Origin of the sequence: Achromobacter piechaudii NBRC 102461, from assembly GCF_001571245.1 — a bacterium.
Lineage (GTDB): Bacteria > Pseudomonadota > Gammaproteobacteria > Burkholderiales > Burkholderiaceae_B > Achromobacter > Achromobacter piechaudii.
On the sequence record NZ_BCTK01000017.1, the window covers coordinates 16,309 to 37,539 of the forward strand.

23 protein-coding genes are annotated in these 21,231 nt (G+C 62.5%); 20 read left to right on the forward strand and 3 right to left on the reverse strand.

The window, feature by feature from the left end:
* From API01S_RS28255 to API01S_RS28350, 20 genes are all read left to right on the forward strand, one after another.
* Complete coding sequence (locus API01S_RS28255) at nt 1-1,266, forward strand: PBSX family phage terminase large subunit (protein WP_061306697.1); 1,266 nt, start codon at nt 1-3, stop codon at nt 1,264-1,266.
* Nucleotides 1,266-3,434, forward strand: coding sequence for a portal protein (locus API01S_RS28260; RefSeq protein WP_061306698.1), 2,169 nt, complete (start codon nt 1,266-1,268; stop codon nt 3,432-3,434). The genes API01S_RS28255 and API01S_RS28260 overlap by 1 nt, the downstream gene beginning before the upstream one ends.
* Entirely contained in the window at nt 3,431-3,748 is a 318-nt protein-coding gene (locus API01S_RS28265) for a hypothetical protein (RefSeq protein ID WP_061306699.1), read from the forward strand. Before API01S_RS28260 ends, API01S_RS28265 begins: the two co-directional genes overlap by 4 nt.
* Entirely contained in the window at nt 3,732-4,196 is a 465-nt protein-coding gene (locus API01S_RS28270; protein ID WP_061306700.1) for a hypothetical protein, read from the forward strand. Before API01S_RS28265 ends, API01S_RS28270 begins: the two co-directional genes overlap by 17 nt.
* Nucleotides 4,197-4,311: 115 nt before the next feature.
* Nucleotides 4,312-5,277 (forward strand): hypothetical protein, encoded by a 966-nt coding sequence (locus API01S_RS28275; RefSeq protein WP_061306701.1) that lies wholly within the window; start codon nt 4,312-4,314, stop codon nt 5,275-5,277.
* A 7-nt stretch (nt 5,278-5,284) separates the two neighbouring features.
* Entirely contained in the window at nt 5,285-6,220 is a 936-nt protein-coding gene (locus API01S_RS28280) for a DUF5309 domain-containing protein (protein ID WP_061306702.1), read from the forward strand.
* A 49-nt stretch (nt 6,221-6,269) separates the two neighbouring features.
* Nucleotides 6,270-6,584, forward strand: a complete 315-nt coding sequence (locus API01S_RS28285; protein WP_061306703.1) for a hypothetical protein — start codon at nt 6,270-6,272, stop codon at nt 6,582-6,584.
* The gene (locus API01S_RS28290; RefSeq protein WP_061306704.1) at nt 6,581-7,159 is read left to right on the forward strand and encodes a phage adaptor protein; all 579 of its coding nucleotides are present in this window, start codon (nt 6,581-6,583) and stop codon (nt 7,157-7,159) included. Before API01S_RS28285 ends, API01S_RS28290 begins: the two co-directional genes overlap by 4 nt.
* Before the next feature lie 2 nt (nt 7,160-7,161).
* Nucleotides 7,162-9,168: an SGNH/GDSL hydrolase family protein gene (locus API01S_RS28295; protein WP_061306705.1), complete on the forward strand. Its 2,007-nt coding sequence runs from the start codon at nt 7,162-7,164 to the stop codon at nt 9,166-9,168.
* 3 nt (nt 9,169-9,171) lie between these two features.
* Nucleotides 9,172-10,713: a hypothetical protein gene (locus API01S_RS28300; protein ID WP_061306706.1), complete on the forward strand. Its 1,542-nt coding sequence runs from the start codon at nt 9,172-9,174 to the stop codon at nt 10,711-10,713.
* A gap of 41 nt (nt 10,714-10,754) precedes the next feature.
* Nucleotides 10,755-10,955, forward strand: a complete 201-nt coding sequence (locus API01S_RS28305; protein WP_061306707.1) for a hypothetical protein — start codon at nt 10,755-10,757, stop codon at nt 10,953-10,955.
* Nucleotides 10,940-11,365 carry a hypothetical protein gene (locus tag API01S_RS28310; protein WP_061306708.1) on the forward strand — a complete coding sequence of 142 codons (426 nt, stop codon included), beginning with the start codon at nt 10,940-10,942 and terminating at the stop codon, nt 11,363-11,365. The genes API01S_RS28305 and API01S_RS28310 overlap by 16 nt, the downstream gene beginning before the upstream one ends.
* A complete protein-coding gene (locus API01S_RS28315) occupies nt 11,362-12,498 on the forward strand; it encodes a hypothetical protein (protein ID WP_061306709.1) in 1,137 nt (378 codons plus the stop codon). The genes API01S_RS28310 and API01S_RS28315 overlap by 4 nt, the downstream gene beginning before the upstream one ends.
* A 7-nt stretch (nt 12,499-12,505) precedes the next feature.
* On the forward strand, nt 12,506-13,237 hold the full coding sequence (locus API01S_RS28320; protein ID WP_156487205.1) for a hypothetical protein: 732 nt from the start codon (nt 12,506-12,508) through the stop codon (nt 13,235-13,237).
* An 8-nt stretch (nt 13,238-13,245) separates the two neighbouring features.
* Nucleotides 13,246-14,625, forward strand: a complete 1,380-nt coding sequence (locus API01S_RS28325; RefSeq protein WP_061306711.1) for a hypothetical protein — start codon at nt 13,246-13,248, stop codon at nt 14,623-14,625.
* On the forward strand, nt 14,625-17,405 hold the full coding sequence (locus tag API01S_RS28330; protein WP_061306712.1) for a glycoside hydrolase family 73 protein: 2,781 nt from the start codon (nt 14,625-14,627) through the stop codon (nt 17,403-17,405). Before API01S_RS28325 ends, API01S_RS28330 begins: the two co-directional genes overlap by 1 nt.
* A gap of 111 nt (nt 17,406-17,516) precedes the next feature.
* Complete coding sequence (locus tag API01S_RS28335) at nt 17,517-17,945, forward strand: M15 family metallopeptidase (protein WP_061306713.1); 429 nt, start codon at nt 17,517-17,519, stop codon at nt 17,943-17,945.
* A 2-nt stretch (nt 17,946-17,947) separates the two neighbouring features.
* Nucleotides 17,948-18,301: a hypothetical protein gene (locus API01S_RS28340; RefSeq protein ID WP_061306714.1), complete on the forward strand. Its 354-nt coding sequence runs from the start codon at nt 17,948-17,950 to the stop codon at nt 18,299-18,301.
* On the forward strand, nt 18,285-18,719 hold the full coding sequence (locus tag API01S_RS28345) for a hypothetical protein (RefSeq protein ID WP_156487206.1): 435 nt from the start codon (nt 18,285-18,287) through the stop codon (nt 18,717-18,719). The genes API01S_RS28340 and API01S_RS28345 overlap by 17 nt, the downstream gene beginning before the upstream one ends.
* A complete protein-coding gene (locus API01S_RS28350; protein WP_061306716.1) occupies nt 18,716-19,183 on the forward strand; it encodes a hypothetical protein in 468 nt (155 codons plus the stop codon). Before API01S_RS28345 ends, API01S_RS28350 begins: the two co-directional genes overlap by 4 nt.
* 12 nt (nt 19,184-19,195) lie before the next feature.
* On the opposite strand, the gene API01S_RS28355 is transcribed toward API01S_RS28350, so the two are convergent.
* From API01S_RS28355 to API01S_RS28365, 3 genes are all read right to left on the reverse strand, one after another.
* Nucleotides 19,196-19,489, reverse strand: coding sequence for a hypothetical protein (locus API01S_RS28355; RefSeq protein ID WP_061306717.1), 294 nt, complete (start codon nt 19,487-19,489; stop codon nt 19,196-19,198).
* A 62-nt stretch (nt 19,490-19,551) separates the two neighbouring features.
* Nucleotides 19,552-19,785: a hypothetical protein gene (locus API01S_RS28360; protein WP_061306718.1), complete on the reverse strand. Its 234-nt coding sequence runs from the start codon at nt 19,783-19,785 to the stop codon at nt 19,552-19,554.
* A gap of 9 nt (nt 19,786-19,794) precedes the next feature.
* Complete coding sequence (locus API01S_RS28365) at nt 19,795-21,087, reverse strand: tyrosine-type recombinase/integrase (protein ID WP_061306719.1); 1,293 nt, start codon at nt 21,085-21,087, stop codon at nt 19,795-19,797.
* Nucleotides 21,088-21,231 lie beyond the last annotated feature (144 nt).

Consider the following 21,231-nt stretch of genomic DNA (forward strand, 5'->3'; position numbering starts at 1 on the left):
ATGGGCGCCCGCGACCTTCCCGTGCTGGAGTTTCCCGAAAAGCTGCAATGCCTTTTCGAGCCGGCCCGGTACAAGGTCGCCCACGGTGGGCGCGGTTCGGCCAAATCCTGGTCATTCGCCCGCGCGCTGCTGGCGCTCGGTGCCCAGCGTAAGCTGCGCATCCTGTGCACGCGCGAAGTGCAGAAGTCCATCAAGGATTCGGTCCATAAGCTGCTGTCGGACCAGATCGAGTCCATCGGTCTGGGCTGGTTCTACCAGATCCAGAACAATGAGATCCGGGGCGCCAACGGCACCGAGTTCCTGTTTGCTGGCCTGGCTGACCACACTGTCGAGTCCATCAAGTCCTATGAGGGCGTGGACGTCGTGTGGGTGGAAGAGGCTCACAAGGTCAGCAAGCGGTCTTGGGACATCCTTATCCCGACCATCCGCAAGGAGCAGTCGGAGATCTGGATATCGCTCAACCCCGAGCTGGAAACGGACGAGACCTACAGCCGCTTCGTGGTCGACCCGCCGGCCAACGCCGTCGTGGTGCAGATCAACTATTCGGACAACCCCTGGTTCCCCGACGTGCTGGAGCAGGAGCGCGTCGACTGCTTGCGCCGCGACCCGAAGGGCTATCCGCAGATCTGGGAAGGCAAGTGCTTGCCGGCCGTCGCCGGCGCCATCTACTACGACGAGATCCAGGCCGCGCAGGAAGAGGGCCGCGTTTCTCGCGTGCCGTATGACCCGATGCTGAAAGCGCATGTGGTATTTGACCTGGGATGGAATGACGCCATGTTCGCCTCCATCGTCCAGCGCGTGCGCTCGGAACTGCGCGTCATCGAAAGCCTGGAAGACAGCCACAAGACCCTGGACTGGTGGTCGGCCGAGCTGCGCAAGAAGAACATGAACTGGGGCACGGTGTTCCTGCCCCATGACGGTGAGCACCGCGATTTCAAGACGGCCAAGAGTGCCAAGGAAATCATGGAGGCGCTGGGCTGGACGGTGAAGATCACGCCCAACCTGCGCGTGGAAGAAGGCATCCGCCTGACCCGCATGGCGTTCCCCCAAATGGTGTTCGACAAGGACAAGGCCGCGCGCATTGTCCAGTGCGCCAAGCGCTACCGCCGCAGCGTCAACCAGCAGACCAACGAACCCGGCGCGCCGCTTCACGATGAGTGGAGCCACGGCGCTGACAACCTGCGCTACGTGGCGATCAACGCCGAGCAGATGACCAACGAGAACTGGGGCGGCGAAATTACCTACCCGTCCCTAGGAACCTTCTGATGTCCCGCCTACCCGACGACGAATTCGAAAAGATCCTGGACAGCCAGATCAACGAGGCCGCCCAGTGGCAGGAAGAGCAGTTCCGCGACGAGCGCGAGCGCAACTACCGCTACTACCTGGGCGAAGGCGCGGCCGGTCCTGCTGGCCGGTCTCAGGCCGTGTCCTGGGACGTGTACGAGACCATCGAATCCGCGCTTCCCTACCTCATCGAAATCTTTCTTTCTGGCGAGAACGTGGGCGAATTCGAGCCCGTGGGAGTCGAAGACGAGCAATTCGCCGAGCAGGCCACCGACTACATCAACTACATCCTGCTCAAGCAGAATCCTGGCTTCTTGATCTTCAACACGTGGATCAAAGACGCGCTGCTGTCCAAGATCGGCATCGTGCGAGCCTACTGGGCCGAATGCGAGAAAGTCACGGTCAAGGAATACAAGGGGATCGACGAGGACCAGCTCACGATGCTGCTGGACACGGACGACGCCGAGGTCACGGAGCGCACCAGCTACGACGACCCGGAAGATCTGAAGATGCGCGAGAAGGCGCGCGAGGCGCTGAACACGCTGGCGCCGGACGTGCGCGCCAAGGTCGAGGCTGTGCTGTCCATGCCTGTCCGTCAGGTGCTGGACGTCAAGATCCAGACCACGCGCAAGAAGGGCCGGATCTACATCGACAACGTGCAGCCGGAGAACTTCGTCATCACGCCGCGCGCCAAGACGATGGCCGGTGCCGATATCGTGGGTGAAATGAAGTCCATGTCCCGGTCGGACATGCGCGAGGCTGGCTACAAGAAGAAAGACGTGGACGGCGTGCAGTCGTTCGGCGCGGTTATCGACCAGGAAGCAGGCATCGCGCAGGTTGCCAACGGCGAGCAAGATTACAGCCTGGTCGATTACATTTCCCCGGACGATGCCACCGAGGAAGTGCAGGTTTTCGACGGCTTTATCCGCCTGGACTACGACGGCGACGGTATTGCCGAATGGCGCCGGGTCGTGCGCGGTGGTAACCGCACGCTGCTCAACGAGGAATCAGAAGGCCCGGACTTCGTGGTCATGTCGCCCATCCTGATCCCCCATCGGCTGGTGGGCATGGCGCTGGCCGACTCGGTGGCGCCGATCCAGGACACCAGCACCGCGATGATGCGGCAGTACATCGACTCGCTGATGCTGGCCAACAACCCGCGCACTGCTGTACTGGACGGCGCGGTCAACCTGGACGACCTACTGAACAACCGCATCGGCGGCATCGTGCGGATGAAGTCCATAGGTGCGGCCGCGCCACTGCAAACCACCAATGTTGCCGACTCGGCCCTGCAAGGGATCGAGTTTATGGACACACGCCGCGAGTCGCGCACGGGGATCACTCGCTACAACCAGGGCCTGGACGCTGACAGCCTGAACAAGACTGCCACGGGCGTGACCAAGATCATGTCCGCCGGTGATGCGCGCAAGAAGATGATGGCCCGCATCATGGCAGAAACGGGCGTGAAGGACCTTTTCCGGCTGCTGTTGAGGCTGGTGACCGACAACCAGGACAAGCCCGCAACGATCCGCCTGCGCAATGCGTGGGTGCAGGTCGATCCGTCTCCCTGGTCCCCCGAAATGGACGTGACTATCGAAACCGGCCAGGGTACGGGGGATAAGTCGCAGATCATTGGCGTCTTGCAGGGGATTCTGGCCGTGCAAAAGGAAGCCATGGGGACCGGTGCTCCAGTGTCCACGTGGAAGAACGTCTACAACACGCTATCCCAGATCGTGAAGCTGGCGGGCCTGAAATCCGTCGACAAATACTTCACCGACCCTGAAACGGCAACCCAGCAGCCGACGGGCGGCACGGGGCAGGACAGTCCCGAGGCGGCGCTGGCACAGGCTCAGGTGAAGGCGGCCGAGCTGACCCTTCAGGGCAAGCAGTTGCAGATCCAGGCCGACATGCAGGCCAAGCAGGCCGACGTTGAAATCGAAAAGGTCAAGCTCCAACAGGCCCAGGTACAGCTGCAAATCAAGCAGGCCGAGCTGGGGCTCAAGCAGGCCGACCTGCGCATCAAGGAACAGGACCTGCAATTGAGGGCGGCCGAGGCCAGCGCCAGCACCGAGTTGGCAGCGCGCGAGCAGGACCGCAAGGACATCGAAACAGCCGCGAGCCTGGCGACACCCGTGGGCATGCCGATATGACCGAATTGACGCACGAACAGCGCTTGGCGATGGACCGCGCAAACCGGGCGGAAGCCATCACGCAGGACCCGCTGGTCCTGGCCGCCCTGGCGCAGCTCGAAGAAGATATTTTCGAGGTCTGGAAGGACCCGAAGCTGAACGCCGAGCAGCGGGAAGAGTTGCACCGCATGCACAAGACCCTCGGCCGTTTTGTGGGCGTGTTCGACGCCTACATCATGGGTGGCGCAGAACCGCGCCATATCTTGGGGGTGCCTGCCCCCGAGAAGACCTTTCTTCAACGCATCAAGGAGCGTATCCATGGCAAAAAAGCCTGAAACCAAGAAGGACGATCCCCAGGTCGAGAAAGACCTGGTCCCCGATCAACAGACCGGCGGCACGCACGACACGGTCACCAAGGCCGATGTGCACGTGGAACCCACGCGCGCCGAAGCCCTGGACCCGGAAAGCGTGCCGGCGCCCATCGTGGGCGGCCATGACGCCACGCAGGACCGCGTCGATTACGCCGCCAAGGCCGAGCTGGTAGTCCCGGCGCCCGTGGAAGAACTGGGCCTGGATGACCTGGCGCTGTTCGTGCGCAAGCACGAGGACGCGGCCGCGCTGCTGGGCAAGGAAAAGGGCGAGCAGATCGTGGTGGTGGAAGTCACCCACCCGACCGCCAGCGAAACCTCTGGTATCTACCAGGGCCGTGACGGCGGCATCCGCATGTCGCGCGGTAAGGCTGGCGCCGTCTACAGCGACGGATCGAAGCACACCAAGCCGTGATACCCCTTTGGGCCTGCTGCCAGCCCCTGATGGCAGCCGTAAGAAAGACCAACCGATCAGCCGCCTCGTGCGGCTTTTTTGTTGCTCGGAGTCAAACCTTATAGGGATGTGAGCCATGTCTGATTTCACCCTGGAAAGCCTTGCCGAAGAAATGTCCGCCGAATCCGCCCAGGACGACGCGCGCGACGACGAAAACGCCCAACCCGAAGGGGAGGCGCAAAGCGACGAGCAGGACGATACCGGCGAGCAGCAGGAACCCACCGAAGACGAGGGCGCCGACGCGGAGGAATCCGAGGAAGGCGAGGACGATCAACCAGACCCGGAATCGTCGCAGGACCGCGTGCACAAGTGGAAGACTGCCGACGGAACCGAGTACGAGGTGCCGGAGAGCGATCTCCGCGCGGGTTATATGCGCGAGCAGGATTACCGCCAGAAGACCCAGACCTTGGCCAAGGATCGTGAGCAGGCGGAAAGCGAAATCCAGAAGCGAGCCCAGCAATCCGTTCAGACCATGAACCTGTACGGCGAGAAGCTTGGCGAATTGCACCTTGTGCGCGCCACCGTGGCACATCTGGAGTCTGCCTTGCAGCAGACCAACCGCGAAGATGACCCGGTCAAGTACGCCACGCTGCAATCCGACCTGCTCCGCGCCCAGCAACAGGGCAAAGATCTGACCGGCATGCTCTCGCAAGCGAATCAGCTTATGCAGGCCCAGCAGGCCGAGCAGACGCGCAAGGCGCAAGGCGAAACCGCCAAGCTCCTGGCGGCCGAAATGCCGGATTTCGCCGCCCGTCTGCCGGTGTGGAACAAGCACGCGACCGGCACCTACGGCTTTTCCCCCGAGGAATTGTCCCAAGTGACCGATCCGCGCATCTTCCGCTTGCTGGACGACGCCACGCGGTTTCGTGACCTGCAAACCCGCAAGCCCGAGGCGGTGAAAAAGGCCCAGGCGGCGCCGGCCAAGCCCGCGCGCCAGACCCGGTCCGTCCCGCCTTCCACCGTTGACAAGGCGCTCAAGAGCTTCAACGCCAAGCCCTCGATCGAGAGCATGGCCGCGCTCATGAGTGCCGCCAAAAAGTGAGATAACCATGGCAAAACTCGCCAATTCTTTCGCCACGTTCGACGCGGTTGGCAACCGCGAATCCCTGTCGGACAAGATCTACACCATCTCGCCCGAAGAAACCCCCTTCGTATCGGTCATCGGCAAAGGCAAGGCCACGTCCGTGTACGAAGAATGGCAGACCGACGCGCTGGAAGCCGCCACCAACAACAAGGTGGTGCAGGGCAACGAGCCCACTCCGAACGCGATCACTCCGACGACGCGCCTGGGCAACCGCACGCAGATCTCGGAAAAGACCTACGCGGTGACCGCCACGCAAGAAGCCGTCAACAAGGCCGGCCGCAAGTCCGAGGTGTCCTACCAGGACGTGAAAAAGATGGTCGAGCTCAAGCGTGACATCGAGTTCGCCGCCTTGCAGAACACCACGGCCATTGCAGCGGCTGACGCGGTGGCGCCGCAGTCGCGCGGCGTGCTGGGCTTCATCAAGACCAACACCAGCAAGGGCGCCACTGGCGTCGATCCCGATCCGGTGGCCAACACCGCGCCCACGGACGGCACGCAGCGCGCCTTCACCGAGGCGTTGCTGAACGAAGCGGCCACCAAGGCCTGGGTGAGCGGTGGCAACCCCACGCTGCTGTTCTTGCCGGCCGCCCAGCGCCCGGTGTTCAGCGCGTTCAATGCCGGCGCGCAGAAGCAGTACGCCATCAAGGAAAAGGAGCTGACGGCCACGGTAGCCGTGTACGAAGGCGACTACGGCACCTACAAGGTCGTCAACAGCCGCTATCAGCGCGCCCGTGACGTCTTCGGCATCCAGCCGGACATGTGGGAAATCCTGACTCTGCGGCCGTTCAACGCGCAGGAACTCGCCAAGACGGGCGACAACACCAAGAAGATGGTCAACACCGAGTGGACGCTGAAATGCGACAACGAGGCGGCCAACTTCGCGGTGCGCGACCTGACCTAACCAGCAGCTGAACCAGAGCCCCCTGGCTAATAACCGGGGGGCCTTTTCTATGGAAAAACACCTGCTCAGTGCGTCGCCAAGTTCCCGGACTTTCTTCCGGCGCGAGGACGACAAGATCGCCATCCAGACCGTAGCGGATGTCGAATCCGTGCTCAAGCTGACGCACGGCCTGCGCACGTCAGGGCAGACGCGCGCGGCGAACGGCGATCGGCACGTGGCCGAGATCCCCGTGGTGGTGCTGAACGCCTGGGCAGCCACTCGTGGCGTGACCTACGACGCGATCATGCGTGACAACCGCCTGATGCGTGAGTTTCTGAACGACCCGGACAACAGCCAGTTTCGAGTGCACGGGGGCCGGGTATGAGTTTCACGAATCTGGACGAACTGGTCGCGGCCGTGGGCCGCTGGATCAAGCGCAAGGACCTGGCCCCGGTGGTACCGGACTTCATCACCCTGTTTGAGGCGCGCGTGAACCGCGTGCTGCGGACTTCCAACCAGCGCAAAGAGGCCGCGCTGGCCGTACTGAACAACCTTGCGCCCATGCCGGAAGACTGGCTTGAGGCGATCACGGTGGACGACGGCAAGGATGAGCTGCGCTATATGACGTCGTTGCAATACGGCCCTTCTCAGTCCGACAGCGGCTTCTATGCCATCGAGGGAAGCGCCATCCGTGTCTCGGGGAACACCGGGACGTTGAACGTCCGCTACTACGCCAAGATTCCGCCGCTCGGGGTCCTGAACCCGACGAATTGGCTCCTTGCCAATCACCCCGACGCCTACCTGTTTGGTGTGCTGACCGAGGCCGAACCCTACCTGGTCAACGATGCGCGCATGGCGCTCTGGAAGGATCGCGGGGATACCGCTATCCAGGGCATTCAGATGGCGGACGACCAGGCGAGATTCGCCGGCGGCTCGCTCGAAATCACAACCCCGAGGTAAATATGGCCGTCGAGAACACCAAGTACATCGCGGGCCTGAATGCGTCACTGCCCACGGGGAATGACCCGAAGAGCCAAGGCGACGATCATCTGCGCTTGCTCAAGACCGTCTTGCAGCAGGTATTCGGCGGATTTCCTGGCGAAGTTGTCGTGGCTGGAACCGAGGCGGCCGGAGCGACTGTCAACGACTACCAGGTGACGATCACTCCTGCGTTGACGGCTTACGCGGCGAACACCATCGTCGTATTCCGATCCACGCACGAGAACACTGGACCGGCCACGCTTCGCGTTAGCGATTTGTCCACGAAGCCCCTTCTTTCGCCGCAGGGCACTGCTTTGCGTGCCAAGACCCTGACCGCCAACACGTGGGCACTCGCCGCGTATGACGGGACCAATTTCCGGTTGTTGACCGCAAACAGCCAGGCCATCTACGACTACGTCGACCAAACCGCGTTCAGCGCCGCGCTTCCGCAACAAGCCGGAAACGGCGGCAGCGTGCTGCGGACTGATGGAGCGTCGGCGAAGTGGGGCGCGCCGTTTCCGTCTGGGGTACTCGCCGCTGTCAGCGATGGTGTCGCCAATGCCGATAGTGCCTTTGCGGCCCTCGAAGCGGGCACGGTCGGGCAGGAGATCGACCTTGGCGGTAAAACCTTCGTTGTGACCGCGCGGCCGACCAAGAACAATTACGTCAACGGGGTGTTCAAGGAGTCGGGTAATACGCGCCTCGCAGCACCCTTCAAGACGGTACTGGTCCCGCGCCCTCACGTCTCATATTTTGGCGGCCAGTTGCGAGCGCTGAAGGATGCGCTGGCGGATCCGACTTTTCAGATGATCGTTGTGCCCATGATGGGGGACTCCAGAACGTGGGGCCGGACATTGCCGGAGAATTTCGCCTCCACCCCTCGCAACGGGGATTTGGCTGACCCGCGAGACGGGTACGCGTCTGATTCATGGGTTAACCAGTTCAAGAGGCACATCGGGCGTCGATATTTCAATAATGCAGTGCCTGAGTTGTCGAACTGGTCTATTTCGCCGTCCGGCCAATCGACGGCCAAGTTCAAAAAGACCATCCAGCTATACACCGGCAAGGCGAACGATCCCACCAGCATCACGGGCGTGGCTAAGACGATGGCCCCTTTTTCTGATCCGGTGATTGGGGCCAGCTCGCAGGTTGAGGAAGTTTCAAGCCTGGACGCGCTTCTCGGGTGGCAACACCGGCTCAGGCTGGGATCAGCGGCGGGCACGGTGTCGCTCTCTTTTCCGTTCACCGGCACCGAATTCACCATCGTCTATTCGTCGCTTGGAACGTTGGCCGCAGACCTTGAGGTCCAGTTGAACGGAGTGTCTGTCACAACGTTTTATACCGGCGACAACGGAACTTCCTATCAAAACCGGAAAAAGATCACGCTGCCATCTTTCGCGCGCAACGCGACGGTCACGCTGATAGCCCGATATCCAGGGGCCTACACCGTTGTCAAATCGGTGTACCTGGAAGCGGTCGAAATCGAAAAAACCTGCGTCATCATCAATCAAGGCGTCATTGGCGCGGACGCGCTTCGGTACGGGCAATTGAACTTCGGCGGGTCTGGATCAGTGGGCCCGTCTATCGTCGACGCGCAAACGAGCTTCGCATTTTTGGATCTCGGGACCAACGATCGCGCCAACTATTGGCCGACAGCGCGCGCGCAGCCTAATGGCCGGAACAATTTCCGGAGGAACCTGGAGAACATTATTGATCGCGTATTGCAGATCAATAGTGCGGTAAAGCTGGTCTTGATGAATGCTGCTCCCGCAGAGAACGAATCACCTTCGGCGTATTCCTTCACCATGCAGGACGTCCGGGACACGGTGCGCCTGATTGGCAAGGGGCGCAGCCTTGACGTGATCGACAACTACTCGCCGTTTGTGGACCTTGATTTGAGTGCGACCCTCGCTGACGGGCTGCATGAAAACCTGCTTGGCCACTCGGTTCATGCCGACAACATAATCGGCGCCTTCGAGCAGGCATAGGACATGAGCATGATCCCCTTCCGGAACATGGGCATGGGCCTGAATTTCGACGGCTTCCCGCATGAGTTGACTGCGCAGGAGTGGTCCGGCGGACGGAACATTCGATTCCGCAATGGATACACGGAGAAGTTCACCGGCGACACGCGGGTACACGGGGACCTGCTGGCCGCGCCGTATGGACTGTTCCCCATGCAAGGAACCCTTGGGCGCTTCTGGGTATATGCAGGGCTGCAAAAACTGGTGGCTACTCGCAACTCCGATCACTATGACCTCACGCGCACGACGGGGCCATACACCGGCACCGAGGACGATCGCTGGAGTGGTGGCGTGCTGTCGGGCGTGCTGGTGGTCAACAACGGTGTCGATGTTCCGCAGTATTGGGGCGGCGACCCTGCGGTAAAGGCCGCGGACTTGCCGGCATGGCCGGCTACGCTGCGCACGAAGATTTTGCGCCCTTTCCGCAATTTCCTTTTCGCCTTGAACAACACGGACGGCGGGACCCGACTTCCATACGGAGTCCGCTGGTCCCATCCTGCCGATCCAGGGACGTTGCCTGTTTCCTGGGACCTCGCAGACCCTACAAAAGATGCCGGCGAATTTGACCTCGCTGATACCGAAGACCTGATTGTCGATGCCGTACCGCTTGGCGATCGGCTGATCGTCTACAAGGAAAACAGCATTTGGGCGCTGGACTATGTAGGAGCACCGTACATATGGAGCCGCAAGGCGATTGATAAGACCGTCGGCGCGCTGGCTATGAACTGCGTTGCTGTCTATGCAGGCGGGCACTTGGTGCTGACCCAGGGCGATGTGGTGAGTTTCGACGGCTCGACGGTTACGTCAATTGCCGACGGGCGCGTGCGCCAGTGGCTATTCAACAACCTTGACGCCGAACACTATGACCGCTCCTTTGCCGTATCAAACCTGTATCGGAACGAGGCATGGTTTTGCGTTCCATCGGCGGGGTCGGAATGGCCGGATGTCGCACTGATATGGAATTGGAAGGATGGCACGTGGTCGATACGGGATATCGAACAGGCGTCCACTGGCGCAGTGGGAACAGTGGTTTATGACTTCGGGAATTCCTGGAATAGCGACCCTGAGCCTTGGGTTACGGATGACACGGTGTGGAACCAGTACTCCTACACCGAAGCAGCGCCTCGTGTAATTCTGGCCACGGCGGTGGGTCAAAAGCTCTCGTTGCAGGACGTTGGGAAAACTCACGAGGGCGAGCCGATGGTATGCCGCGTTGAGAAGACAGGAATGTCCTTTGACGTGCCCGAAAAGATCAAGTACTGCAAGGGTGTGCGCCCGCGCATCGAGGCGAACCCCGGGACTCAGATCAACATTTATCTGGGCGCTCAAGACGATCTTGAGCAGGCGGTGGAATGGAATGCGCCGGTACCCTTTATCGTCGGTCAGGATCTGAGGGTCGACGATGAAGTGTCAGGCCGCTACCTGGCCGTGCGTTTCGAGTCGACAACGATCGTTTCCTGGCGCATGAAGCAGTTCGACATGGACGTAGACGTCCTGGGGGGCTACTGATGGCATACGCGCCAGGAGACGTCCCCTCCGGATATGACGCCATGTTCTTGCAGCGCGAGCTGATCAAGATCCGCGAAGCAATGGATGGCCAGAGCCAATTCTTGTTTTTGGCCGCGCAAAAGGAGCCGCCGGCCAAGCCGCGCGACGGCATGGTTGTTCTCGCACTTGGCGCGCCAACCTGGGATCCAGGGGAAGGGGCTGGGTATTACGGATACCTGGGAGGCGTATGGACGAAGCTGTGATCCGCATCCAGGGTGTCCCCTCGTCGTCCGTGGATCTTGTGTGGCCGGATGTTCGAAGCTGGATTGCTGCCGCGCTTGCCGAAGGGAAATCGCTGGAGTCGATCGATGACGTCCGGGCGCTGATCGTAAATCAGGACTACCAATTGTGGACCGTCCACGCGCCCGGCCTGGTCGCCGCGTTCGTAACTCGCATCGCCACCGCTTCAAACGGGTCTGCCCTGGTGGCGGTATGCCTCGGCGGCCAGGGCATGAATGAATGGCTCTTCGCGGTCGAGGACGTTATATCGAATTTTGCCCGGTCGAAGGGTTGCCGGCGCGTCTGCCTGCACGGACGCCGTGGCTGGACACGTCAGCTTGCCTCCTATGGGTGGGCTGAAGAATCAGTGAATGTGACAAAGGAACTTCAATGAGCAAAGGCGGCGGCGGCGGCGGCACGCAGACCACGAAGTCGGAACCGTGGTCGGGCGTTCAAGATTACCTCACCGGGAAGGGCGGGCAAACTACCACCAGTTTGCGGCCGGGGGCAAAGCCGGTTGGGTATAGCGATGGGTACGGCGGGGATCCCGGTGGCTATGGGTCTGGTGAGGGCGGCGGTGGCTTTGCGTATCGCGGATCGCCCATCTATTCCGCAGACGACTACATCACCACGACAAGCCCTGGCACGCCTGGGATCTATGGAGAGGCCGCCAAGCTCTATCAGCAGGGCGGATGGACTCCCGAGATGCAGGGTATTACTGACCAGTGGTTGGCAACGCTTCAAGGGCGTCAAGCCACCAACCCCCAGTATTCTCAGAACGTGCTGAATACGGGTAATTCGATGCTATCCGGGGAAGGCTCCCAAGTGGATTTGGCCGCCGCGCGTGCAGCGCAAGGCGCGCTAGATCCCACTACGGCACTTCAACAATTGCTGTCTGGCCAGGTCAACAATCCCTACTTGGACGAACAGATCGCGGCACTGGGTAAGGACCTATCCAGCAACTTCCTTGAGAACGTCGCACCCGGCATGCGCTCTGGCGCGGTGGCGGCGGGCGGATTCGGCGGCTCCCGGCAAGGCATCGTCGAAGGTCTTGGTGCTCAAGGTGTCTCCGACGCTCTTGGAACGCAGGCCGCAAACCTGCGCGGCTCGGCATTTGAGAACGCGCAGAACCGCATGCAACAAGTGGCGACCGGCCTCAACGATCAAGCCGCCACGGTTGCGCAAAACAATGTCAACAACCGCCTCAACTACGCCAACATGGGGTCGAATTTGCTCACGCAGGGCAACGCACTACAGGCTGCTGACGATGCGCGTTATCAACAGATGCTGTCCCTGCTTGGCGCAGGCGACGCCTTCAACTGGTCCAACCTCGGTAACTATGCGTCGATCGTGTCGCCAGGGGCCGGTATCGGGGGAACCAGCACGTCGTCGGGCGGTGGGTCCAACCCGATCGCCGGCGGCCTGGGTGGTGCGCTCGCTGGTGGGGCCATCGGCAATAGTATGGGCGGCATGGGCGGGTATGGTGCTGCCATTGGCGGCGGCCTGGGCTTGTTGAGCGCCTTGTGAGGACAGCATGAACACGACACTAAGCCCTCAGTTGATCCAATCCCTCAATACTGCCGGCCAGACGGCGGACGCCGCACGCCGCCAGCGCGAAATGCTGCTTGCCCAGCAAGCGCAGCGTCAGCAGCAGGAACAGCAGCAGCAAGGTTCTATGAATATGAACCTGGCGCGCCAGTTTTTGCCCAAAGCGGCCAGCAACAACGCCGCGTTGGGGTCAACGGAGGGGATGACAGGCGTTTGGGGGCCTGTTGGCGGCGGTGGTCTTGGCGGTCTCGGAGGGATGAGCGTGTCTCCAGCCTTCGCCACGGGTGGCGCCGCGACTTCCGGGGTTGGTGCTGGCGGCACGCTGGGCGCGTTTGCTGAAGGTGGCGCGGGTGGACTCGGCGGTCTGGGTGGTGGAACGTCTGCGGCGGGCGGTGCGGGCGCTGCTGGTGGCACCGCCGCACTGGGCGCGACGGGTATCGGCGCTCTCATCCTGGCAGGAATCGCAAACGAAAACTACGCGAAGCAAAACGGTTATCGCCGCAGCGGCTCGGACTATTACAAGGACCTCGCAACGGGCCGTGTACTGAGTCAGGACGTCGACAATCGATGGGCTCCGATGCTGTTCGGCAAGAACGACCGTATGGGCCTCGGCAAAGACATGTCGTTTGCTGCTGACCTTGGCTCTTTCCAGTTTGGGAAGGCATTCAAGGATCTGAAAGGAAGCTCGCTTCTCACCGGCTTCGGCCTTTTCAAGTAGAGGAAAACATGGCCTCTTATGGCAACGACAACCCGCAAGGCGGGTTCTTTTCTGCTTTGCAGGACCCCGCGAACCAGGGGTTGCTGGCGGCCGGATTGGCTATGCTTGGAAGCGCGCGCGGGCCCAACTCTCAAGGCGCGATCGGCATGGGCGGCCTGACTGGATTGCAAGCGTTCCAGCAAGCTCAAACGGCAGGCGACATGCAGGCATATCGCAAAGCCCAGATTCAGAAGCTGGAACAGGACGCGCAAAAGCAAAACCGCATCATGGCGACGCTCGGACGCATCACCGGCGACACGGGCGGCGCGATGATGGCGCCTGGCGGCGCACCGGCCGGATCGCCCACGCCCGCCGGCCCGTTGCTGGCCGGGCCGGTCCCGGCAGGCAGCCCCGGCCTGCTCGGTGGTGCCGCGCCTTCCGGCGGCGGCGGTGGCTTCAACCTTTCGTTGCCGGACGTGATGGCGCTTAAGGCCATGGGTGGGCCCGACCTGTTCGACATGTACAAGTACGCAACCGATGGCGTGAAGCGCGAATCTGGCGCAGCCTACCGCAACCCGGTGACGGGCGCGATCGAGTACGGCCCGCCGAAGCTGCCCGAAGGGATGGAATTGGTGATGGGCCCGAACGGCCCGATGGCACGACCGGTCCAGGGCTACAGCGATGCAAACGCTGCGGCTAAGGCGGCGGAAGCCGGGGCCATTGCGGGCGCACAAGGGCGGTACACGACCACCGACATCACCCTCCCGGGTGGGCGCCGCCAGCAGGTGCTTACGTCCGACGTCCCGAGGATGTTGGGGCAAGACGGTGGACGCCAGGCCGGTGCGGGGCTTATCCCGAGCCAGGCGGATCAGGCCTTCGAAAAGTCTGTTGCAGAGGCCTCAGCCGACACCTACAACACTCTGCAAAAATCCGGTATGAACGCCGACAAGCAGATAGCCAACTATCAGCGTATCGGCTCGCTGTTGGACGGAATCAGCGGCAGCAGCTTGTCCAACGTCGGGATGACTGGTGCAAAGCTGCTGAACTCCATCGGCCTGGAGGTTGACCCGAACCTACCAAACAAGGAGGCTGCGGCGGCGATCGGCAACCAACTGGCGCTGCAATTGCGCGACCCCGCGAATGGTGGCGGCATGCCTGGGGCGATGTCGGATGCTGACCGGAACTTCCTGATGCAGTCGGTGCCTGGCCTGAACCAAACCGACGCCGGCCGCAAACAGCTCATCGACTATCAGGTGCGCGTGCTGGAGAGGAACAAAGACGTTGCGCAGGCGGCGCGCAAGTGGCGCCAGAAGTATGGCCGGCTCGATTCTTTGGACCCCAAAGGCAACGATTTCGACACGGCGCTGGCCGAATGGTCGGCGGCAAACCCCCTTTTCGAGGCCAAATAATGGCGAAGCCGCAGCAGTTCGTGGATCAGTACGGGCCCCTCGCGGACACCGTTGGCGGCCAGATCGGTGTTGATCCCGCTATCCTGTTGGGTCAGTGGGGTCTTGAAACCGGATGGGGCCGCAGCGTCATTCCAGGCACCAACAACCTAGGCAACATCAAAGACTTCGCCGGCGGCGGCGTGGCGGCGGTCGACAACATGACGGGCAGCAATGACCAGTACCGCGCGTATGCGACGCCCGACGAGTTCGGGCAGGACTTCGCCGGCCTGCTGGGGCGACGCTATCAGTCCGCTATGAACGCTGGCCGGAATGCCCAGCAGTACGCTGAGGCGTTGAAGGCGGGAGGCTATGCCGAAGACCCCGACTATGTGCGCAAGTTGGTCGCTGCGACCGACACGGTGCGCGGACTTGGCGGCATTGGTGGCGCCATGGACCGACTTGCAGGCGCGATCTTTCCGTCAGCGGAGGCAGGCGTGAACGACGAAATTTTCGGCGGGGCCAAGACTGCGATTGCCCGCCCGACCGCGCCCGCACGCGAGGACGATGGCGACGTGTTCTCCGGCGCACGCACAGCAGCGCGTAAGGCTACCCCTGCGGCAGCTGCTATGTCGGATCAACCGGATGCAGCCTCCGTGCAGTCCGCACCGGCGCAAACGCCAAGCGCCGCGCCGGCGCCCGCAGAGAAAGGCTTCTTCGATGGCCTGGGCTCGCCAGCAGAATGGGCGCGCCAAGCAGGGCTTACGGCACGGTATGGGCTGGAGGGGCTTGGCCAGGCCGCGCAGGTTGTGACTGAGCCGCTGCGTCAGTATGTGGTCAACCCGCTGGCGAGCCTGGCAGGCCTACCAACCGCCGCAGCATCGGGCAGCACTATGGCGTCGCTGGCCGATTCGATGGGCCTGCCGTCTCCTGAGACGCGACAAGAGCGCGTCGTGGGCGATGCGGCGCGGCTGATGGCCGGCAGCGGCGGCATGATGGGCTTGCTGGGGGCTGCTGGTGGTGGTGCCCAGGCGGCCGGTGGTCTGCTGCCCACGGCCAGCACAACGGGGCTGGGGCAGGGCGTCGCGGCCGGCCTGGCCGCCAATCCCGGCACGCAGTTGGGGTCCGCCACCGGTGCAGGCCTGCTGGGCGGAACAGCGCGTGAGAACGGCGCCGGAGCAATGGGCCAATTTGGCGCGTCGCTTGCCGGCGGTTTGCTTGGTGGCGGGGCGGTCATGGCCACCAACAGCATGGCAGACATGGCACGCAACGCAGCGGCGCGCGTCACTGCGCGCCCGGCCGACCTGGATATACGCTTCACGAACCTGATGGACGAGGCTGGCGTGGATCTGTCAACGCTGCCCAGGGATGTGGCGCGGGGGCTTCGCGCTGAAATGGAATCGGCTCTGCGCACCGGCCGCGAACTGCGCCCGGACGCCGTTCGCCGCTTGGCTGATTTTCGTGCTGTCGGCGCCACGCCTACGCGCGGCTCGATCACGTTGGATCCAGTGCAGGTCACCCGCGAACAAAACCTGGCGAAGATCGCCGCCAACAGCTCGGACAACCAGCTTTCGGGCCTGCCGCGCATCCAGAACCAGAACAACGCCACCCTGATCAACCGGCTGAACGATTCGGGAGCCGCGCGCGCCCCGGATGCGGTCGACGCCGGCGAAGCGGCCATCGGTGCGCTCTCGCGCAACTTGGACGCCCAGCGCGCGAACGTCTCCAATCTCTATTCGGCCGCGCGCGACAGCTCAGGGCGCAGCTTCCCGCTGGACGGCGCATCGTTCACCAATCGCGCCGCGCAAGCGCTGGACGACCGGCTGCTAGGCGGGGCTTTGCCGGCGGACGTGCGCAACCACTTGAACCGCATTGCGCGGGGCGAAGTGCCGTTCACCGTGGATTATGCCGAGCAGTTAAAGACGGCCATGGGCAACTTGCAGCGCGCATCTTCCGACGGTCAGGTGCGTATGGCTCTGGGCGTTGTGCGCAACGAGCTGGACAACACGCCGGTGCTGGGCCTGGGACAGCAGCCCGGCGCCGCTGGCGCGCGCGCGGTGAACCCTGGCATGTCGCCGGGCGTGACCGGCTCTACGCAGTTGGGAGAGGACGCCATCGCCGCGTTCAACCAGGCCCGCGCCGCGAACCGCGAAATGATGAGGGGGGTTGAAGCGAGTCCCGCGCTTCGGGCGGTGTTCGAAGGCTCGGCAACGCCCGATCAGTTCGTGAGCCGGTACATCGTAGGTAAGAACGCCACGGCGGCGGATGTGGCTGCGCTTCGGCAGGGCCTGGGCGACAACGCGCAGGCGGTTGGCGCCGTGCGCGACCATTTGGTCGATTACTTGAAGGGGAAGGCGCTCAACGGCGCGGCGGACGAGGTGGGCAAGTTCAGCTCTGCCGCTTACAACAAGGCGCTGAATGCGATTGGCCCGCGCAAGCTGTCGCAGTTCTTCAGCCCGGAGGAAATCGCGCAACTGCGTGCGGTGGGGCGCGTAGGCAGCTATATGCAGGCGCAGCCGGTCGGATCGGCCGTCAACAATAGCAACTCGGGCGCACTGCTGGCGGGCCGTGGCTATGACTTCCTGAAGTCGGCAGTGGGCAAGATCCCGTTCGGTGAGGCCGCGCTTCTCACGCCGCTGCGCAACATTGAAATATCGCTGCGCCAGCGCAGTGTCGAGAATGTTCTACCGGGATTGCTTGCGGAAGGGATGCGGCGCCAGGCCCCGGTGAGCGGGCCTTTCCTGCTGCCAGGCGCCGCTGCCGTGGGCGGCCTACTTGCGGCGCCAGGCGTCAATGGCCCCTAGGATGATGGCCGCCGCCAGATAACCGAGAACGATTGGATCGAAATTCATGCGCCGATTCTACGATCAAACCGCCGCCGCAAGGCGGCTTTTTCTTGCCCGGAGAAACCTGAAATGAGCAAGTTCCAACTATCGCAGCGCAGCCTGTCGCGCCTTGCCGGAGTGCACCCCGACCTGGTCGAAGTGGTGAAACTTGCCATCGAGCGCACGCCCGTGGATTTCACGGTCGTTGAAGGTGTACGTACCGTGGAGCAGCAACGCGAATATGTCGCCAAGGGCGCCAGCCAGACCATGAACAGCTACCACTTGCCGCAGGCGGACGGGCTTGGCCATGCGGTCGACCTGGCGCCGCTGGTGGACGGGGCCATCCCGTGGGGCGACTGGAGCCAGTTCAAGGGCCTGGCGGACGTGGTCAAGGCCTGCGCTGCCGAGCTGGGCGTGCCGGTGGAGTGGGGCGGCGACTGGCGGACGTTCAAGGACGGTCCACATTTCCAGATCCCGCGTGAATGGAAATCGCGCGCCGGCGGCACGCTCGCGGGGTAGTGATGGATTTTGAAAAGGGGATCTATGCGGGCTTGGCCGTGCTGGTCACTGGGTTTGTGGGCAAGTGGCTCGTGCCGCTGCTTCTCAGGACCCTGGACAACAGCGTTGCTAACGCTACGGCATCAGGTGGCGCGCTCGCAACCATCATCGCAGAGCGCGACCAATGGAAGATGCGCGCGATCGAACTGGACAGGCAGCTCCAGGAAATGCGCGCGGACTGGGCGTCTATGAAGGGAGACATGCGCCTGATCAAGTACCAACTTCACGAGGCGCGCGTGCGGATCGCCCAATTGACGGGGGAGCCACCGCCGGCTAGCGAAGATGAAATCGGAGAGGACTATGGGAAAAGTCATTGAGAGGCTGTGCCGCTGCGACGCGGAGCGTGCGAACTATCTGGTTCGATGTCTCAAGGCTTGGGCCGCCTACCTGGGTATCTTGTGTTTGGGGGGCATGATCTTCGGCGCGCCGCTGTATGTCTGGTTCGATCGGTCTCTGACTTCTTCGGATGCGTCCCACCAGCAGGAAATCGCCCGCATGCAGACGATCAACCAGGAACTGATGGTGATCCTCAAGGACCGGCTGCCCCCGATCGTGAAGCAGGCCGACGCAGCCGTCCAGGCCGCCAAAGGTGCGGTATCCAAGGCCGGAACAGCTGCCAACAAGGCCACCGCTGCGGCGAAATCGGCCAGCACTGCGGTCAAGAAGGTGGAAGAAGCGCTTGAGCCGCAGCCGGCGCCGACCGCGCACGTCCCTGACTGGCTGAACACGCCATGAGCCCGCTGCTGCGCGCCGCGCTACCGTATCTGATTGGTGCTGCTCTCGTGGTGGGCGCAGGACTGGGCGTGCGCTGGTACGGCGCTAGCCAATACCAGGCCGGGGCCGAGGCCAAGCAGGCGGAAATAGAAAAGCGCCAGGCTGCCATCGAGCGCGCCTGGCAGGAGGAAAGAGATCGTGCTGATGCCAAACACCGAGGCGCCGTGCTGGCGCGCGAAGCTGCTGAAAAGACTGTTGCTACTCAGCGTAGCCGGATTGACGGGTTGCTGCGCCAGCTTGCCCAGCGGCGCGCCGAAGCTGCCGCAGCCGGCGGCGGACTTGATGCTGCCGGCCCCGACTGGATCGGAATTATTGGGTCGTGTGTCGGGCGATATGAGCAGCTGGGAAAAGATGCTGCTCGATGGGCCGACCAGGTGAATGCGTTGCAGGGTTACATCCGCAGCGTGACGCCGGGTGCACCCTGACAGCGCCAGCGATCAGTGCTGGCTGGCCTGCGCCCGAGGCGCATCGCTTTTTGCGCATTCGCCCACTCGTTCGGCCATCACTCGGAGCAAATCCGCAGTTTCACCGTAAAGGGGCTCGCCGCCGTGCATGTCGGCTTCTTCCGCCCAATGGTTTAGCCTTTCCTGAAATGCCGCTCTGGCTTTCGGGTCGAAAAGGCTTGCAACGGATTCAGCTAGAAAGCCGAGGGCCAGCCGCTGCGCGCGGATGCTGACTTCTAAATGTTCTTCTGCGTTCAGTTTGCCGTACTCACTACTGGTGGTGCTCATAGTTTTCCTCGTTGGTAGTCCGAAGCCGGGTGAATCGTAGCAAATTCTGGGTTCGGTGATATTCAAGCTCCCATTTTCGGAGCCCGCTCCGCGCGATGCGCCCGCCAGAACCAATGGCTGAACTTTCCGCGCTTGGCCTTCTGCTTGCGGAAGAATAGGCGCACGGGCCCCACGTGGCCGGCGTCGATGACCACCTCGTAATCCCGCTCTTCGGCGGTGGCCGCTGGCGGTAGGGTCTGGGATGCCTGGGCGATGAAGGGGCCGGGGACTTGCTCTAGGATGCCGTTGTCGGCCATGGGTTTCTCTCAGGATGCCGCGCGCAGTGGTACGACCTTGGGCCGGCGCGGCTTCAGTTGGATCGGCCCCCAAGTGTGCGGGTCGCCCACAAGCTTGGTCAGATGTGCGCCCAGCATGTCAAAAGCTTCGCGGCGCTGGGGCATCATCTTCTGCCGTTGGTAGACCTTCACCAGCTTGGTTTGCTCCGCGTGATTCAGGCACTTCTCCACGACGTTTTCCGCCACACCCAACTCGCCCATGAGGGTGGCACCCGTGCGGCGCAGATCATGGGTGGTCCATGGGCCGCCAGCCAGTGATAGTTCGCCGCGCACGCCAAGGCCCTGGCCGGAGCTCTCACTTTCCTGCCGCATCGTCGCTTGGTGGCTGAACGATCGGTATGAGACATGTCCCACGCCGCCCTTGCCGGGGATCAGGTAATCGCCTGGCCGTGGCTGCTCGCGCAACACGGTCAGCCAATACATTGCGAAGTCGGATAGCTGGATGACATGCTCGCGGTTCGACTTGTTCTTGGCCGCTGGGATCGTCCATTCCTTGGCATTCCAATCGATTTCGCTTTCACGCACCGCCGCGATTTCCCCGGCTCGGGCCATGGTCGACAGCGCGATCCAGTAGGCCGCTTGCGCAGAAAGCGTCATGCCGGTGGCGGCCAGCAGCTTGTCACGCAGCTGCTTGATTTCGGCGCCATCCAGCACACGGTCGCGTACCACGTCTTTGCCCCCCACGCTCGCCTTCTTGATCAGCGCGGCGGGGTTCCCCTCGATCCATTCCCGTTCGGCAGCGTAGGCCAGCATCTGCTTGACGTCGATCAGGACGCAGTTGGCCTGCGGGCCTTTCCCTGCGCGGACGATCGGAGCCAGCAGGTCCAGTATGCGCGCCTTGGTCAATGACGCGATGCGATCGTTGCCGGCCGCTTTCAGAACGTGTAGCCCCATGCGAGACCGGCACGCGTAGATGCCCTTGGCGTTCCTGCGCTGCGATAGTGAATCCTTGACCCAGGCTTCGAACAGCGCCTGGATCGTCTCAGGCCGCCCCTCTACCTTTGAGCCTGGATCTATGCCTTTCTGCAACTGCTGGCGCATCTGCGCCGCCTTTTGCCTGGCCTCAAGCAGCGACACCGCAGGGTAGGGTCCCAGCGATTTCTTGGCTGGCTTCCCGGTGGCTGACGTGTAGCGAAAGATCCAGAGCCTGGAATCGTCCGGGCGAATCCGCAGCGCCAGGCCGGCGCCATCAGCCAGTAGATATTCCTTGTCGCGCGGCTTGGCCGTGGCCACCTTCCGATCGCTCAAGACGTTTGTTGCCATGCAGGACTCCGGGGTACACATCAGGGTACAAGTCGGCTGATGCTTGGTTCGCACCGGCTTGCACTAGTTTCTACAAAACGCGTTTTATATCATGAGGTTGGGGATTTCGTTTGAACTTGAAGAAACTAGTTTGCACTATCGGAA